General features: G+C 73.3%; 15 protein-coding genes. 8 read left to right on the forward strand and 7 right to left on the reverse strand.

Features of this window, described 5'->3' with window-relative positions; all coding sequences use genetic code 11:
* Nucleotides 1-7: 7 nt before the first annotated feature.
* The 4 genes from ABZ883_RS11535 to ABZ883_RS11550 form a co-directional block, all read right to left on the reverse strand.
* Nucleotides 8-475, reverse strand: a complete 468-nt coding sequence (locus ABZ883_RS11535; protein ID WP_360905289.1) for a hypothetical protein — start codon at nt 473-475, stop codon at nt 8-10.
* A gap of 327 nt (nt 476-802) precedes the next feature.
* Nucleotides 803-1294 carry an amino acid transporter gene (locus ABZ883_RS11540; protein ID WP_360905612.1) on the reverse strand — a complete coding sequence of 164 codons (492 nt, stop codon included), beginning with the start codon at nt 1292-1294 and terminating at the stop codon, nt 803-805.
* Nucleotides 1294-1854: a GNAT family protein gene (locus ABZ883_RS11545; protein WP_360905291.1), complete on the reverse strand. Its 561-nt coding sequence runs from the start codon at nt 1852-1854 to the stop codon at nt 1294-1296. The genes ABZ883_RS11540 and ABZ883_RS11545 overlap by 1 nt, the downstream gene beginning before the upstream one ends.
* A gap of 75 nt (nt 1855-1929) precedes the next feature.
* On the reverse strand, nt 1930-2778 hold the full coding sequence (locus tag ABZ883_RS11550; protein ID WP_360905293.1) for a DUF1684 domain-containing protein: 849 nt from the start codon (nt 2776-2778) through the stop codon (nt 1930-1932).
* Between the two features lie 195 nt (nt 2779-2973).
* Between ABZ883_RS11550 and ABZ883_RS11555 the strand changes: the two genes are divergently transcribed.
* Nucleotides 2974-3798 carry a helix-turn-helix transcriptional regulator gene (locus ABZ883_RS11555; RefSeq protein ID WP_360905295.1) on the forward strand — a complete coding sequence of 275 codons (825 nt, stop codon included), beginning with the start codon at nt 2974-2976 and terminating at the stop codon, nt 3796-3798.
* Nucleotides 3799-3870: 72 nt separating this feature from the next.
* On the opposite strand, the gene ABZ883_RS11560 is transcribed toward ABZ883_RS11555, so the two are convergent.
* Both ABZ883_RS11560 and ABZ883_RS11565 read right to left on the reverse strand, forming a co-directional pair.
* Nucleotides 3871-4644 (reverse strand): polysaccharide deacetylase family protein, encoded by a 774-nt coding sequence (locus tag ABZ883_RS11560; protein WP_360905297.1) that lies wholly within the window; start codon nt 4642-4644, stop codon nt 3871-3873.
* Nucleotides 4641-4901, reverse strand: a complete 261-nt coding sequence (locus ABZ883_RS11565; protein WP_360905299.1) for a hypothetical protein — start codon at nt 4899-4901, stop codon at nt 4641-4643. The genes ABZ883_RS11560 and ABZ883_RS11565 overlap by 4 nt, the downstream gene beginning before the upstream one ends.
* 169 nt (nt 4902-5070) lie before the next feature.
* On the opposite strand from ABZ883_RS11565, the gene ABZ883_RS11570 reads away from it, so the two are divergent.
* From ABZ883_RS11570 to ABZ883_RS11595, 6 genes are all read left to right on the forward strand, one after another.
* Nucleotides 5071-6249 carry a histidine kinase gene (locus ABZ883_RS11570; RefSeq protein ID WP_360905301.1) on the forward strand — a complete coding sequence of 393 codons (1179 nt, stop codon included), beginning with the start codon at nt 5071-5073 and terminating at the stop codon, nt 6247-6249.
* Complete coding sequence (locus ABZ883_RS11575; RefSeq protein ID WP_360905303.1) at nt 6246-6911, forward strand: response regulator transcription factor; 666 nt, start codon at nt 6246-6248, stop codon at nt 6909-6911. The genes ABZ883_RS11570 and ABZ883_RS11575 overlap by 4 nt, the downstream gene beginning before the upstream one ends.
* A 110-nt stretch (nt 6912-7021) precedes the next feature.
* The gene (locus ABZ883_RS11580) at nt 7022-7930 is read left to right on the forward strand and encodes a helix-turn-helix transcriptional regulator (protein ID WP_360905305.1); all 909 of its coding nucleotides are present in this window, start codon (nt 7022-7024) and stop codon (nt 7928-7930) included.
* Nucleotides 7931-8016: 86 nt separating this feature from the next.
* On the forward strand, nt 8017-8835 hold the full coding sequence (locus tag ABZ883_RS11585; protein WP_360905307.1) for an SAM-dependent methyltransferase: 819 nt from the start codon (nt 8017-8019) through the stop codon (nt 8833-8835).
* 279 nt (nt 8836-9114) lie between these two features.
* Nucleotides 9115-9705, forward strand: coding sequence for a TetR/AcrR family transcriptional regulator (locus tag ABZ883_RS11590; protein WP_360905309.1), 591 nt, complete (start codon nt 9115-9117; stop codon nt 9703-9705).
* Between the two features lie 330 nt (nt 9706-10035).
* A complete protein-coding gene (locus ABZ883_RS11595; protein ID WP_360905312.1) occupies nt 10036-11493 on the forward strand; it encodes an aminotransferase class V-fold PLP-dependent enzyme in 1458 nt (485 codons plus the stop codon).
* Nucleotides 11494-11532: 39 nt separating this feature from the next.
* Here the strand turns inward: ABZ883_RS11595 and ABZ883_RS11600 are convergent, their stop codons facing one another.
* A complete protein-coding gene (locus ABZ883_RS11600; protein WP_360905314.1) occupies nt 11533-12753 on the reverse strand; it encodes a threonine synthase in 1221 nt (406 codons plus the stop codon).
* Between the two features lie 209 nt (nt 12754-12962).
* On the opposite strand from ABZ883_RS11600, the gene ABZ883_RS11605 reads away from it, so the two are divergent.
* A complete protein-coding gene (locus tag ABZ883_RS11605; RefSeq protein ID WP_360905316.1) occupies nt 12963-15320 on the forward strand; it encodes an alpha-L-fucosidase in 2358 nt (785 codons plus the stop codon).
* Nucleotides 15321-15374 lie beyond the last annotated feature (54 nt).

The raw sequence follows: 15374 nt of genomic DNA on the forward strand, positions 1-15374 counted from the left end.
CGCGGCGTCAGGAGACGCCCGTGACGCCGACCGCCGCCCGGCCGCCGTCCGAGCGCAGGACGATGTCGAAGAGAAAGGAGTCCCCGTCCCGCGGTCCCAGCACCTCCCACGCCCCGGCGGGCAGCGTGCGGGAGACGGTCTCGTGGCGCTCGCCGGGCGCCGATCCGCTGACGGCCACGAGTCGCACCGGCGTCCGCCCCACGTTCTTCAGCGTGACGGAACGGGTCAGGGGGCAGTCGGTGGTGCCCGGGGCGGAGCAGTGCCTGCGGACGTCCCCGAAGTGCGTCAGCCCGCACGAGACCTCGGTGGCGAAGGCGAAGTCGGACGAGCAGACGGCACCGACGCGCAGGCCGTCCTCCGCGTCGTCCGCCCGGCTGTCCGATCCGGACCCGTGCGAGTGGGCGGCGGCGCCCAGCGCGGCGGCGGTGACGAGTACGGCGGCGGCAAGTACGGCGGGCAGGAGTGCTTTCCGCACGTGTGGCTCCCAAGGTCGTGCTGTGGAACGGTCGTTCAGGTCGCCGGGAGGGCGGGGCACGGGGGAGCCGTGCGGATGGCTCACGCACCCGCCGTGCCCGGCCTCGCTGTCGAGTCATGGGGAACGTAGCAGACAGTGTTGACGCTCAGCGGCGCGTGTCCAGGGTGTGGGAGCAGGGCGCAGGGAGCATTCGTCCGGATTGATCAGCGTATATCCGATGGGTTGGGCGCTTCCGGTGTCCCGGAAGCGTCAGGTGCACACCGAATCTCCATAACACTGTTTGACACTTTTGAACGTGAGTGCCAACGGCCGTGGCTCCGCCGGGTCTCAGAAGTGGGTCGCGATGCCGAACACGCGGCGGAGTTGGGCCATGTCGTGTCGGTCGCGGTCGGCCGGCTCGTAGCCCTGGTGGAAGTGGACCTGCTGTGCCGCGGAGAGACAGGGGACGACCGTGCCCTCGATCACGCCGGTGGTGAAGCAGGACGCGGGATACAGGAACGGGTGGTCCGCGTCCGGGGAAGCCTGCACGGCGGAGCCGTCCGCCGCGAAGGACAGGGGATGCAGATCGAGCTCCCGCCCGCCCGGGTCCGTCACGACGAACCGTACGGGCCGCCAGTCCAGCGTCTCGGCGAAGCCCGCGTCCGCCAGCGCGGCGGCGACGGTCGGCTCCTGCTCGGCACGGTGCATCAGGTCCAGATCGCGGTGCGGCCGGGTCTGCTCACCGACGAGGGCGTCGATGCCCCAGCCGCCGCCGATCCACACCTCGGTGTGCGCCCGCCGCAGCAGGGCGAGCACGGACAGGACGTCGGACGCGGTCATCATGCGGTGCCCCCCTTACGGGCCGGGCGGGCCGGGACCTCGAAGAGGAGCTCACGGCCGTCCTCCTCGTCCCACTGCTCGCCCACCTCGGCGAACCCGAAGCCCGCGATCGTGGCCAGGGACGCCCGGTTGTCCGGGGCGACAGCCGCCCGCACGGTCAGGACCGAGGGCTCCGCCGCCGCCCTGCGCAGCAGTTCGGCCACGGCGGAGCGGGCGTACCCCCTGCGACGGAAGGCGGGAGCGACGGAGTACCCGATCTCGACCGTGCCCGTCCCGTCGGGAGGCCCGTGGAAGCCCGCGTGCCCGACGGCCAGGCCCCCGTCCCCCACGAGGACCTGCCGCACCATCCACCGCGCACGGCCCGGATCTGCGGCCATCTGACCGAGCCGGTACCGCCACAGCCACCGCGCCCGGTCGGTCAGGAAGTACGCGGTCAGCGGCACGCCCGTCAGCGCGCCGGCTTTGGACAGGTCCCCGTCGAGCAGGGCCGCCATCGCCGCGCCGGACAGTTCCGCACAGCGGACCCGCCGCGGTCCGCGGTCGTCGAAGTCATCGGCCACAGGCGGATGTTCGCCGACCGGACCGCGGCGCGTCCAGCGATTTCCGGCGCGCGGGCGCCGGTGGGGGCCGGCGGGTCAGCCCTGGCCGCCGCGTTCGAAGGGGATCTTCTCCCCCGCCTCGACGGCCATCGGGAGGCGGTTCCCGGCGGGCGGGAGGGGGCAGGTGGCGAGGTCGGTGTAGGCGCAGGGCAGGTTGGCCGCGCGGTTGAAGTCGAGGCGGACCCGGCCGTCGGGGCCGGGTGCGTCGATCTGGAGCGAGCGGTTGGCGGCGTAGGTGGTCACGCCGGAGGTGGCGTCGGTGAAGAGCGCCATCAGGCTGCCGGGGCGGACGCCGTTGAACACGGTGAGCCGGTACGTCGTCCCGTCCCAGGCGAATTCCACCTGGCCGGGGGAGTCGTAGACATGCTCCAGCCCCTCGGTGACGGCGCCCACGGTCACGGCACGCGGGGTGTCGAACGGCACGAAGCGGCCCTCGCGGGCCCAGCGGGGGTCCGGGGCGTAAGCGGGCGTGCCGGCGAAAGCGGTGCGCAGGGTGTTGCCGGGGTGACGGGGGCGCACGATGTTGTGCCCGCCGCGCCTGGCGACCTCGATCACCGCGTCGCCGTGGCCCGCGTACACGCTGTCCCGCTCGCCGATCACCCCGAAGTCGTACCGGCCGTGCACCGCCGTACCTTCGACGGTCAGCTCCTCGCCCTCGGCGAGCTCGACCACCACGCGGTCGCCGGCGGCCGACCAGCTTCCGGGGGCGTCGTCGAAGCGCTCGGGCTCAGGGCCGAGCCAGCGCAGACTGGTGATCGCCAGGAAGCCGTGCGGCCCGGCGAGTGTGTCCTCCTTGGCGGCGTGCCAGCGTTCCCACTCCTCGGTGAAGGCGGCCGCGTCGACGGCCTCCCGCGACTCCGCCCGGTGGCTGTCCTGAACGGTCATGTCCACTCCTTCGCCCGGCGATGTGAGCTGTCCCACCCTCCTACAACCCCGCCGGCCCGGCGCGTCATCCCCGGAACGACGGGAATTCCCGGCGGCCGGAATAGCGCCGCGCCCGCCGGGGGTTGCAGCGGTCACAGGTGCGCGCGATGGACGCGGTGCACCTGCGTGGAGCGAAGGACGAGGGAAGGGCCGGCGGTGCGACGAGGTGAGCTGGCCGGGTTCCTGCGCAGCCGCCGGGAGGCGCTCCAGCCCGAGGACGTGGGTCTTCCCCGCACCCGGCGGCGGCGTGCCGAGGGGCTGCGCCGCGAGGAGGTCGCCGTCCTCAGCCATGTGTCGACCGACTACTACAGCCGGATCGAGCAGCAGCGGGGACCCCGCCCCTCCGAGCGCATCCTCGCCGGGATCGCCGAGGGGCTGCGGCTGTCCCCTGACGAACGCGACCACCTGTTCCGGCTCGCCGGCTACGTCCCGCCGCGCCGCGAGCCGGAGGCGGACGGCGTCAATCCGGGGATCCGGCGGATCCTGGACCGCCTGGGCGACACGCCCGCGCAGATCGTCAACCACCTCGGCGAGACCCTCGCGCAGAACCGGCCAGCCCGCCTGCTGCTCGGGGACCAGACCCGCTGGACGGGCCTCGCGCGCTCCCTGGCGTACCGCTGGTTCACCGACCCCGGGACGCGGCTGCCCCTTCCCGCCGACGAGCACGCGCGGCACGGCCGGACCCTGACCGCCCAGCTCCTGGCGGCGCACACCGCGGGCGGCTCCGACCCCCGCGTCCGCGTCCTGGTGGACGCGCTGCTCGACGCCAGTCCCGAGTTCGCCGCGCTGTGGCGCGAACGCCCCGTGCTCGGACCGTACTGCGCTCCCAAGACGATCAACCACCCCGAGGTGGGCCCCCTCCGGCTGCACGGCGAGAGCCTGGCCGACCTCGACCAGTCGCAGATCCTGACCGTCTTCACCGCGGAACCCGGCAGCCCGAGCGAGGAGCGGTTGCGGCGGCTGGCCGGCGGTCCGACCTGACGGCTGTGCCGGCGCCCCCGCACGCCGGGGTGCCGCCGCGAACGGCAGCACCGGCGTCCGGGGGCGCACGGTTCACGGACGGTAGACCACGCCGGGCCGCGGGACGGCCGGGGCGAGGAGCTGCGAGAAGGTGACCAGGGTGTAGCCCCGCTTTTGGAGGGTGTCGATGATCGTGGGCACGGCGGGGACCGTTCCCCCGTAGCTCTCGTGGAGGAGGATGATCCCGTCGCGGTGGGTCTGCTCCAGGATGCGCTGGACGATCGTGTCGGTGTCCCTGGTGGCGAAGTCGCTCGCGGTCGCGCTCCACAGCACCTGTGCCAGACCCAGCCGCTTCATGACGCCGGACACGGCGTCGTCGGTGCGGCCCTGGGGAGGACGCATCACTGTCGGCGTGTGCCCGGTGATCGCCCGCACATCCCGCTGCACAGGGGCGATTTCGGCGGTGATTCCTTTCTCGTCCAATGTGGTGAGATTCTTGTGCGACCAGGTGTGGTTGCCGATCTCGTGGCCCTCGCGGGCCATGCGCAACACCGTTTGCGGATAGGTGTCCGTGTGCCCCTTTCCCTGGACGAAGAAAGTGGCGTGGACGTGCTTCTCCTTCAGGATGTCGAGCAGCGCCGGGGTCGGTCTGCTGGGCCCGCCGTCGAAGGTGAGCGCGACGCACTTGTCGGTGGCGCAGTCGACGGCAGGCCGCGGGTCCCCGGGCCGCTCCGCCGCGGCGTGCTCCCGCTCGTCGCGCGGCGAGGTCACCCCATGGAGTGTTCCGCACGCGGCCGTCGATGCCGCCGCGGCCACGGCGACCAGGGCGAGGGCGGCGCGGACGCCGCGTCGGTGGCGCAGTGTCACGAGCCCAGGTCCGCGTCCGCGCGCCGGCCCCCTCGGCGGACGAGGGCCGCGCCGGCCAGGAGCAGGGCCACGCCCGCCGCGAGCACGACGACCGCGCCGAGGCCCGGGATCTGCACGAGCGCCAGGGTCGCGTGGGCCCAGATCCGCTCGACGATGTGCACCGCCGCGTAGAGCGTGACGACGACTCCCGCGAAGGCGGCCGCAATGGCCGCGATGCCGGTCCTGGAAAGGTTCTTGGAGAATGTCCGGAGGTTCATGGCCCCGACACTACGGAATTGCGGGGCGCGGGGAATTCGGCCATGCGGAGGTAGTGCGCGCAGCCGAAAGAACCACCGCGACAGGGCGCCTTCATCCTTTGGTACAGGAATTCACCGCGCGCCCCGTCACGAGTTGGCGGGCGGGCGGGGCGCCCTTACGGTGGCCAGCGTGATCGACCTCCGGCAGCAGTGGCGCGAGCGGCCGCGTCTCGCCGATGCCCTCGTGGTGGCCTCGGCGGCGGCGCTGACCGCGCTCGTGGTGCGGGCCGACACGGGGGGTCTGCCCGTCCACCCCCTGCTGTCCTCGCCCGCCGCGCTGTCGTGGCTCCTGCCACCTGCCTGGGGGCTGGACGCACGGGGCATGACCGTGCCGCTGCTGGGGTGCGCGGCGCTTTACTGGCGCAGGCGTTCTCCGGTGGTCATCGCCCTGGCGCTCGTCGTCCTGGCCGTCGCGTGGCCGACCGGCGTGCCGCTGCTGGTGGCCCTGTTCACCGTCGCCGCCGGCCGGCCGGGCCGGGTCACGGCCGCGGTCACCGGCTTCGCGCTGCTGCCGGTTCTCGCGCGGCCGTTCGTGACGGCCGTCCTCAGCCCCCTGACCGCGGCCACGGCGGTGGCCGGGGTCGCGTTCGTCGGGGGCACCGTGGGCTGGGGACTGTGGGTCGGAGGCGTGCGGGAGCGGGAGTCGCGCGCCGAACGCGAGGCCGCGCTGCGTGCCGACCGGGCCCGGCAGCAGGCCCGTGAGGAGATCGCGCGGGAGATGCACGACGTCCTGGCGCACCGGCTGACGCTGCTGAGCATGCACGCGGGCGCCCTGGAGTTCCATCCGGGCGCCGCGCCCGCGCAGGTCGCCGAGGCCGCGGGCGTGATCCGGCAGAGCGCGAGCCAGGCGCTGGAGGACCTCCAGGACGTGCTGCGGGTCCTGCGCGCCCCCACGGTCAGTCCGCACGCCGAGCCCCCGCAGCCGTCGCTGGGCGACCTGCCGCGGCTGATCGAGGAGGCACGCGCGACCGGCGCCACCGTGGAGACGCACCAGGAACTGGAGGATCCGGCCACGATGGACCCGGCCACCAGCCGTACCGCCTACCGCGTACTGCAGGAAGCCCTCACCAACCACCGCAAGCACGCCCCGCGCACCCCCGTCAGCCTCACCCTCACCGGGGGCCGGCGCTCCGGGCTGACCGTCGGCGTCGCCAACCCCGTGCAGCGGGAGCCCGCGACGCGCGGGCCCGGCTCGGGGCAGGGCCTCATCGGCATGAACGAACGCGTGCGCCTGGCCGGCGGGCGCATGAGCCACCGCCACACCGCGACCGACTTCCGACTCGACGTCTGGCTGCCATGGACAAGATGACCCGCCTGCTCATCGTCGACGACGACCCGCTCGTCCGCTCCGGCCTGCGCCTGATGCTGTCCGCCGCGGACGACATCGACGTGGTCGGCGAGGCCGAGGACGGGGCCGACGTCCTGCCGCTGGCCGAGGCCCACCATCCCGACCTGGTCCTGATGGACATCCGCATGCCCCGCGTGGACGGGCTCGCCGCCACCGCCGCGCTGCGGCGGCTGCCGCGGGCGCCCGAGGTGCTGATCCTCACCACCTTCACCACCGACGGCTACATCCTCGGCGCGCTGCGGGCCGGGGCGGCCGGCTACGTCCTCAAGCACACACCCCCGGCGCAGATCGTGGCGGCGGTGCGCAACGTGATGGCGGGGGAGCCGGTCCTGTCGCCCGACGCCGTCAAGCAGCTCATCGACGCCGTCACCGGCACCGCGCCGGGCGCCCCCGCGGACCGTACCGAACAGGCCCGGGCGGAAGGGCTGTTGCGGCTGCTCGGGGACCGCGAGCGGGAGGTCGCCCTCGCCGTCGCCCAGGGCATGACCAACGCCGAGATCGCCGCCTCGTGCTTCATGAGCCTGCCGACGGTCAAGTCGCACGTCTCCCACATCCTGACCAAGCTCGACCTGAACAACCGGGTCCAGATCGCCCTGCTGGTCTACCGCGCGGGGCTGGTCTGACCGGACGGGCGCGGCCTTTCCGTCCGTTCCGCCGTTCTGCGCGGTGGGACTGCGAACGCCGGTCCGGCAGTGGGAGACTGGGCCCCGAAGAGTCGTTCAGGGGAGTCGAGATGAGCGCTGCTGGGCCGGGCGGTGAGTCCGCGGCCCGTTCCTGGACCGACACGCCCCAGGGCGGCCCGACCGTGCTGCGCATCGTGCTCGGTACGCAGTTGCGCCGGCTGCGCGAGGACCGCGGTATCAGCCGGGAGGCCGCGGGGGACGCCATCCGCGCCTCGCACGCGAAGATCAGCCGCCTGGAGCTGGGCCGGGTGGGCTTCAAGGAGCGCGACGTCGCGGACCTGCTCACCCTGTACGGCGTGGCGGACGAGCGGGAGCGCGGTGAGCTGCTCGGCCTGGCCCGCCGGGCCAACACCCCCGGCTGGTGGCACCAGTACGCCGATGTGCTGCCCGGCTGGTTCGAGACGCACATCGGCCTGGAGGAGGCCGCGCACACCATCCGGACGTACGAGGTGCAGTTCGTGCCGGGACTGCTGCAGACCGGCGCGTACGCGCGGGCGGTCACGCGGCTCGGCCACCCCCGTGCGACGGAGGGCGAGGTCGGGCGCCGCGTGGCCATGCGGATGACCCGTCAGAAGCTGCTGACCAGGCCGGGCGCGCCCCGCCTGTGGGTCGTGCTGGACGAGGCGTGCCTGCGCCGGCCGCTCGGCGGCGTCGAGGTGATGCGCGGTCAGCTGGAGTACCTCATGGAGGCCGCCACACTGCCCCATGTGACGCTGCAGATCGCGCCGTTCGACGTCGGCGGCCTGGCCGCGGCGGGTGGGCCGGTGACCATCCTGCGCTTCTCCGAACCCGCGCTGCCCGACATCGTCTACCTGGAGCAGCTGACCAGCGCCCTCTACCTGGACAAGCAGGAGGACGTGGAGCACTACCTGACGGTCATGGACCGGCTGGCGGCGGAGGCCGAACCGCCGCGCAACTCGGCCCGGTTGCTGGCGTCCTTGATCGACCGGCTCGGCTGAGGGGCGGCGGCTCGCTGCCGGATCGGCACACTATCCTTGCGCACGAGGGTGGTTGGTCGACGGCGGTGTGGAGAAGGATGGCCGGCATGACGGATCAGGATTCCTGGGTCGACCAGACGAAACCCAGCATCGCGCGTGTGTACGACTACCTGCTCGACGGCAAGGACAACTACGCCGTCGACCGGGAGATCGGGGATGTCTTCAAGCGGGACCTGCCCGGTTCGGTGGCGATCGCCTTCGCCAATCGCGCCGCCCTGGTCCGCGCGGTCCGGGAGATCGCGACCACCACCGATGTGCGGCAGTTCCTCGACCTGGGCAGCGGTCTGCCGACGGCGGACAACGTCCACCAGGTCGCCCAGCGGCACGCGCCGGGCTCCCGTGTGGTGTACGTGGACAGCGACCCGATCGTGCTGGCCCACGGCCGGGCCCTGCTGGAGGACAACGACGACACCCGGGTGATCCAGGCGGACGTGCGGGAGCCCGAGGGCATCCGGGGGCACGCGGACACCCTGGAACTGATCGACTTCAGCCGCCCGGTGGCCGTCATCTTCAGCGCGATCCTGCACCATGTGAACGACGACGAGGACCCGGCGGGCATCGTCGCCTACTGGCGCGAGCAGGTGCCGTCCGGGAGCTACTTCTTCGTCAGCCACTTCCGGTCGGGCAACAACCCGCAGACCGTGGAGGCCGAGCGGGTCCTCCAGCAGACCTTCGGGCGCGGCCGGTGGCGCACCGACAAGGAGATCGAGGGCCTGCTGGAGGGGCTGGAGATCCTGGAGCCCGGGATCGTCCCCGCGTCCCTGTGGCGGCCCGAGGCGGCCGACGCCTCGCAGATCGGCCAGGCGGAACGGGAGCTGACGGTCTGGGAGCACCTGATCGCCGCCGGGATGGCCCGCAAGCCGTAGCCCGCGGCGGCGGACCGGCACCGGGCGGCCCGCCCGGCGCAGGCGCAGGCGCCTACCGCGCCTGGGTCCTCCTGTTGCTCTCGGCCGGACCGTCGGGCCGCGCAGGACGGCCGGCGCGCCGTCGGCCGGCATGAAGCCGCCGAGGTGTCGCTGCGGCTCCGGTCGAGCGCACGAGGACCGCGTCTGCGGACACGCCCCGGGCGGGATCGGTGCCGGACGGTGGTGTCCAGAACGCACCCGATTGTGGACGGGGCAGTCAAGAACGGATACGGTGGGCGCATGGCACGACCCCGGAGCTTTGACGAGGACCAGGTACTGCGCGCCGTCAGGGACCGGTTCTGGTCGACCGGCTACGCGGCCACCAGCGTCGACGACATCCTGCGCGACACCGGACTCGGCAAGGGCAGCCTCTACGGAGCCTTCGGCGACAAGCACCAGCTGTTCCTGCGCGCGTTCCGCGACTACTGCGACGGGCTCGTCAGGGCCATCGGCGACCGCCTCGAAGGCCCCGACGAGGGCGCGCTGGAGCGCCTGGGCGGGCAGGTGCGGGACGTCGCCGCGGCCACCGCCTCCGACGTGGACCTGCGCGGCTGCCTGCTCGCCAACGGCGCGGCCGAGCTCTCCGGCCGCGACCCCGAGGTCCAGGCGATCGCCCGGCGTACCTTCGCCGCGCTGGAGGAACTCTTCACCACCTGCGTCGCGGCCGCCCAGCGCGCGGGCGACATCGACCCCGCCGCCGACCCCGCCCGCCTCGCCGGCCTCCTCCTCGCCGTCATTCGCGGCATCGAGGCCCTCGGCAAGGGCGGCAGCGGCCCCGAGTCGCTCCACGCCGTCGCCGACACCGCGATGGCACTGCTGCCCCGCCCGTAGGCGCGCGGCGGACCGCGTTCCGGAATCAACGCTTCCGCCCGATGGGCGGCTGTTGTACGGTGTGCCGGATCGCTCGTGCGGCACTTCCCGGGCCGCTTCCGGCCGCGGCCGATGCCGCCCGCTCCCGAACGGCGGGCGGTCGTACCTTCCGGCACGGTATGTGCCGGGGCGTTGCCAGGGCCGCACGACGACGTGGGCCCGGCCCGGTGGGGTGATCCCGGCCGGACGTGTGCCTCACCGGCGGGCGACGCACCACATCGACGCTGCGGATCGGCCGGTCCGTGCTGCCTCCCACCGGCATCCCGGCGCGCCTGCACGATTGGGGACGGCATGAGTCACAACCCGCTGGAGACCGACGCGGCCGACGTGGCCGAGATGGGCGGCCTGGTGGCCGCGCGGATCGCGCAGTTCGTGGCCGGGATCCCGGACCGGCCCGTGGACAACGTGTCCACGCCCGAGGAGACGGCCGATCTCGTGCGGGCGTTCCTCGCGCCGCCCCCGGAGACGGGCGGAGAGCTCAAACCGCTGCTGGACCGGCTCGACGAGGCGACGGCGTGCGCTGTGGAGACCACGGGACCCGGCTTCCTCGCCGCCGTCCCCGGCGGGGGGCTGTACAGCTCCGCACTCGGGGAGTTCTGGGCTCGCGCCACCAACCGCTACGGCAGTCTCGCCGTCGCCGCTCCCGCCTTGGCCGCGCTCGAGGAGAGCACCGTGCAGTGGATGGCACGCGACGTGTGCGGACTGCCCGAGGGCAGCGGCGGCCTGCTGACCACCGGCGGCTCCATGGCCAACTTCTCGGCGCTGGTCGCCGCCCGCCACGACAGGCTCGGCGAGGACATCGGCGAAGGAACCGTCTACACGACCCCCCACGCGCACCACTCGGTCGCGAAGGCCGCCCTGCTCGCGGGCATCAAGGCGCGCAACATCCGCAGTGTGCCCTGCGACGGGCGGCTCGGCATGGATGTGCCGGCGACGGAAGCGATGGTGCGCGCCGACCGCGCGGCCGGACGGCGCCCCTTCCTCGTCGTCGGGTCGGCCGGCACCACCGACACCGGGACGATCGATCCCTTGGCCGCGATCGCCGACCTGGCGCGGCGGGAGGGCCTGTGGTTCCACGCCGACGCCGCCTACGGCGGATTCTTCCGGCTCACCGAGCGCGGACGGGCCGCCCTCACCGGCCTGGAACGCGCCGACTCGGTCACCCTCGACCCGCACAAGGCGCTGTTCCTGCCCTTCGGGACCGGCGCCCTCGTCGTCCGCGATCCGCGGACGTTGCGGGCCGCCTTCTCGGGCACCGGCACCTATCTGCAGGACGTCGGCTCCTACGACGGCCTGCCCGACTACGCCGACATGGGAGTCGAACTCAGCCACGAGGTGCGCGGGTTGCGGCTCTGGCTCCCCTTGCACCTGCACGGCGTCGCCGCCTTCCGGGCCGCTCTGGACGAGAAGCTGGACCTGGCGCGGCACGTCCACGACCGTCTCTCCGCGATACCTGCCCTGGAGCTGCCGCTGCGGCCCGAGCTGAGCACCGTCGTGTTCCGGGTCCGGCCGCACGACACCACGCGGGCCGCCGCCGAGCAGGCCGACCGTGCGACCCGGCGCCTGCTGGAGGGGGTCAACGCCGGCCGCCGCGTACTGCTCCAGAGCACCGTGATCGACGGGCGGCAGACCGTCCGCGTCTGCGTGGTCTCCTACCGCACCCACCGGGACCGGATCGACGAACTGCTCGACCTCGTCACGGCCGAGGCCGGGAAGGCGGCCTTCGACGGAGCCACGCCGGAGTCCTGATGCCCCGCACCGCGTGCGCCGGTCGGCCGCCCGCCCGTGCTACAGGATGCGGTCGGTGAGCTCCAGGACCGGCGGATCGGTCCGGAACGCCTCCGGGTACTTGGCCGCGGCGCCGGTGTTGAGCACCACGACCTCCTCGTCGCCCGACAGCCATCCCCGTTCCCGCAGGACGCGCACCGCCGACAGGGTCGCCGCGCCCTCGGGGCAGAGGAGGGCGCCGTCCGCGGCGGCGCACGCGTCGCGGTCGGCGAGCAGTTCCTCGTCGGTGACGGCGACGGCCTGGCCCTTGGTCTCGTAGAGGGCGTCCAGCACCATGAAGTCGCCCAGCGCCTTGGGGACGGTGATGCCGAACGCGACCGTACGCGCGTCCTGCCAGGGCTCGCTGGTCCGCTCGCCCTTCTCGAAGGCGCGCACGATGGGGGCGCAGCCGGTGGACTGGACGCTGACCAGCCGGGGCAGCGGGCCCTGGAGCCAGCCCAGCTCGCGCAGTTCGAGCAGGGCCTTGTGGATGCCGATGAGGCCGACGCCGCCGCCGGTCGGGTAGACGATGACGTCGGGCGCGCGCCAGCCGAGCTGTTCGGCGATCTCCAGGCCCATCGTCTTCTTGCCCTCGATGCGGTACGGCTCCTTGAGCGTGGCCGCGTCCATCCACGTGCCGGGGTCGGCCGCGATCTTCTCCGCGACGAGCCGTCCGGCGTCGCCGATCAGCCCGTTCACCAGGTACAGGTCGGCGCCCGCGGCCGCGCACTCGGCCCGGGTGATGGCGGGGGCGTCCACGGGCATGGCGATCAGGGCGTCCAGACCGGCACGGGCGGCATAGGCGGCCCACGCCGCTCCGGCGTTGCCGTTGGTGGGCATGGCGATGCCGCGCGCCCCCAGCTCGCGGGCCCTGGCCACGCCGACCGCCGCGCCGCGGGCCTTGAAGCTGCCGGTGGGCACCAGTCCCTCGTCCTTCATCACCAGGCCCGGGACGCCGATGGCCTCGCCGTAGCGGGGCAGCGGCACCATCGGGGTCATGCCCTCGCCCAGGCTGACAACGTTTTCCGGCGCGCGGACGGGCAGCAGCTCGTGGTAGCGCCACAGCGAGGGCGGCCGCTGCGCGAGGTCCGCGGGGGTGAGCGAGGCGCGCAGCCGCTCCAGGTCGTAGCGGGCCAGCAGCGGCGAGCCGCAGGCGCAGAGGTTCTGCACCCGGTCGGCGTCGTGGCGGCGGCCGCACCGCGCGCACTCCAGATGCGTGAGCGTGCTGAAAGGCAAGGTCATCCTCCCTTCCTACCCCGGGAGGACGGCCGGTGGGAACACCCGCCGGCCGGGCCGGGACGCTCTCCTCACCGGACCGCCACCGTACGACCGTCGGGCTGTCATCGGATCAATCGCGGAACATCCTTGAACGTCGGCCCCGTTGACAGTCAATCAGCTACGGCTCAATCATCAGACGTCCGATGAATCGAGTCGCCTTTGGGGGGCTGTTCATGGCCATCTATCCACGACGCCAGGTGCTGGGAGCCGCGGCCGGTGCCGCCGCCCTGGTCGCCGTACCGCTCGCCGGCCCGGCCGGCGCCGCCGAGCCCGCGGCAGGGCTCGCGGGGGAGCGGGCGACGGGCCCCTGGGCCGCCGTCCCGGATCCGGTACCCGTTCCGCTCGACGCGCTCTTCGACAACGACGGGATCGACACCGCGGCCGCCGGCGGCGGCGACTTCGACGGTTCCGGCTACACCTTCCCCGGCGAGGAACTGCCCTCGGGCCGGATCGAGGTGGGCGGCATCCCCTTCCTGTTCCCGGCCGCCGGGGCGGGGACGTACAACAACGTGGTCGCCCGGGGGCAGCGCATCGACCTGCCCAGGGGCCGCTACCTGTCCGCGGTCTTCCTGACGTCCGGCAGCTACGGCAACGCCTCCGGCACGGCCACCGTGCAGTACGCCGACGGCTCCACGACCACCGCCGGGCTCGGCGGCGCCGACTGGTACGCGACCGGTGGCCCCCTGTCGGCGCCGTACCGGTACACGCCCGGCGGCGGCACCGACGCGCACAGCGTCGGCATCCAGGTCGCGGAGGTGTGGATCGACCCGGGGCGCGAGGCCGTCGCCGTCTCCCTGCCCGACATCGGGCCCGCCGAGGAGGGCCGCACGGCCCTGCACGTCTTCGCCCTCTCCCTCCAGCCACCGGCCGAGGGACGGGCGCTGCTGGTGCGGGAAGCGCACTCCACGCACTCGATCCTGGAGTCCTCCGGGGCGCAGAGCGTGGAGGCCACCGTCCTGAACGCCGGCACCGTCGCGGTCCTCGCCCGCGACGAGGTGTCCGTGACCGTGGACGTCCCCGGCGCCCGTACCGTCGAGCCCGTCCGCATCCGGCGCCTCGGCCCCGGCGAACAGGCCCGCGTCCGCATCGGCATCCGCAACCGCCCGGGGACCGCGCCCGGCACCCGGCAGGACGGCACCGTCACCGTCCGCGGCCGCGGCGCCCGCGCCGCCGCGGCCGGCGCCGCCCTGACCCTGGGGACCGCCGACTACGAGCCCACCGAGACCTCGCTCTCCGGCCACCAGGCGCCGTACTGGTTCCAGGACGCGAAGTTCGGCATCTTCATCCACTGGGGCGTCTACTCGGTGCCCGCCTGGTCGCCCGTGGGACAGCAGTACGCCGAGTGGTACTGGAACAGCATGCAGAACCCCGGCGACGCGGTGTACGCCTACCACCGGGCCACCTACGGCGAGGACTTCGCCTACGACGACTTCATCCCGATGTTCACCGCCGAGAAGTTCGACCCCCGGGCCTGGGTGGAACTCTTCCGGGACGCCGGCGCCCAGTACCACGTGCTCACCTCCAAGCACCACGAGGGATTCGCCCTGTGGGACAGCAAGGTGTCCGACCGCAATTCCGTGAAGCTGGGCCCGCGCCGCGACCTGGTCGGGGAACTCTTCGACGCCTCACGGCGGTACGCCCCGGAACTCCGCCGCGGGCTGTACTTCTCGATGCCGGAGTGGTTCAACCCGGACAGCCCCTGGATGGGCCACGCCCCGCGCAATCCGTACACCCTGGAGTCCGTGCCGTACACCGGCTACACGGCCGGCAAGGACTTCGTGAAGGACTACCAGGCCCCGCAGATGCTGGAGCTGATCCACGGCTACGACCCGCATGTGCTGTGGTGCGACATCGGCGGCTCCAACGACAGCGTCCATGTGCTGGCCGAGTACTTCAACCACGCCAAGAACCGGCACCGGCCCGTCGACGTGACCGTCAACGACCGCTCGGGCATCGGGTTCCACGACTACACCACGCCCGAGTACACCACCTACGACAGCACCGTCGTCGCCAAGTGGGAGGCCAGTCGCGGCCTGGACCCGCGCAGCTACGGCTGGAACCGGGCGACCCCGGACGACGCCTACATGACCGCCGAGGAGGTCGTGCGCAGCCTCGTCGACATCGTGTCCAAGAACGGCAACTTCCTCCTGGACATCGGCCCGCGCGCCGACGGCACCATCCCGGAGATCATGCAGCGGCGGCTGCGGGAGACCGGCCGGTGGCTGCGCACCAACGGCGAGGCGATCTACGACACGACGTACTGGTCGCTCATGGCGGAGCTCGGCGACGACCTGCGCTTCACCGTCCGGCCGAACCGGGCCTTCTACATCCACAGCATGGTCCGTCCGGGCGCCCGGCTCACCGTCGGGGCGCCGGTGCCCGTCCGGGCCGGCGACACGGTGACGATGCTCGGCCACGACCGGCCCCTGCACTGGACGGTACGGAACGGGGCACTGGTGATCGACGTCCCCGAGGCCGCCCGCAGGGCCGGGGAGCACGTGTGGGTCTTCAAGGTGGACTGGCAGGACTGAGCCCCCGGCGACCGGCCGCGCGCCCCTCCCCTGTGGAGGCGCGTGGCCGGTCGC

This window comes from Streptomyces sp. NPDC046977 (assembly GCF_040644455.1).
Lineage (GTDB): Bacteria > Actinomycetota > Actinomycetes > Streptomycetales > Streptomycetaceae > Actinacidiphila.

Coding starts and splice junctions, on each gene's coding strand:
- ABZ883_RS11575 (WP_360905303.1), top strand. CDS start 6,246: ATGACCCGCCTGCTCATCGTCGACGACGACCCGCTCGTCCGCTCCGGC.
- ABZ883_RS11600 (WP_360905314.1), bottom strand. CDS start 12,753: ATGACCTTGCCTTTCAGCACGCTCACGCATCTGGAGTGCGCGCGGTGC.
- ABZ883_RS11565 (WP_360905299.1), bottom strand. CDS start 4,901: ATGAACCTCCGGACATTCTCCAAGAACCTTTCCAGGACCGGCATCGCG.
- ABZ883_RS11550 (WP_360905293.1), bottom strand. CDS start 2,778: ATGACCGTTCAGGACAGCCACCGGGCGGAGTCGCGGGAGGCCGTCGAC.
- ABZ883_RS11605 (WP_360905316.1), top strand. CDS start 12,963: ATGGCCATCTATCCACGACGCCAGGTGCTGGGAGCCGCGGCCGGTGCC.
- ABZ883_RS11540 (WP_360905612.1), bottom strand. CDS start 1,294: ATGACCGCGTCCGACGTCCTGTCCGTGCTCGCCCTGCTGCGGCGGGCG.
- ABZ883_RS11585 (WP_360905307.1), top strand. CDS start 8,017: ATGACGGATCAGGATTCCTGGGTCGACCAGACGAAACCCAGCATCGCG.
- ABZ883_RS11595 (WP_360905312.1), top strand. CDS start 10,036: ATGAGTCACAACCCGCTGGAGACCGACGCGGCCGACGTGGCCGAGATG.
- ABZ883_RS11590 (WP_360905309.1), top strand. CDS start 9,115: ATGGCACGACCCCGGAGCTTTGACGAGGACCAGGTACTGCGCGCCGTC.
- ABZ883_RS11580 (WP_360905305.1), top strand. CDS start 7,022: ATGAGCGCTGCTGGGCCGGGCGGTGAGTCCGCGGCCCGTTCCTGGACC.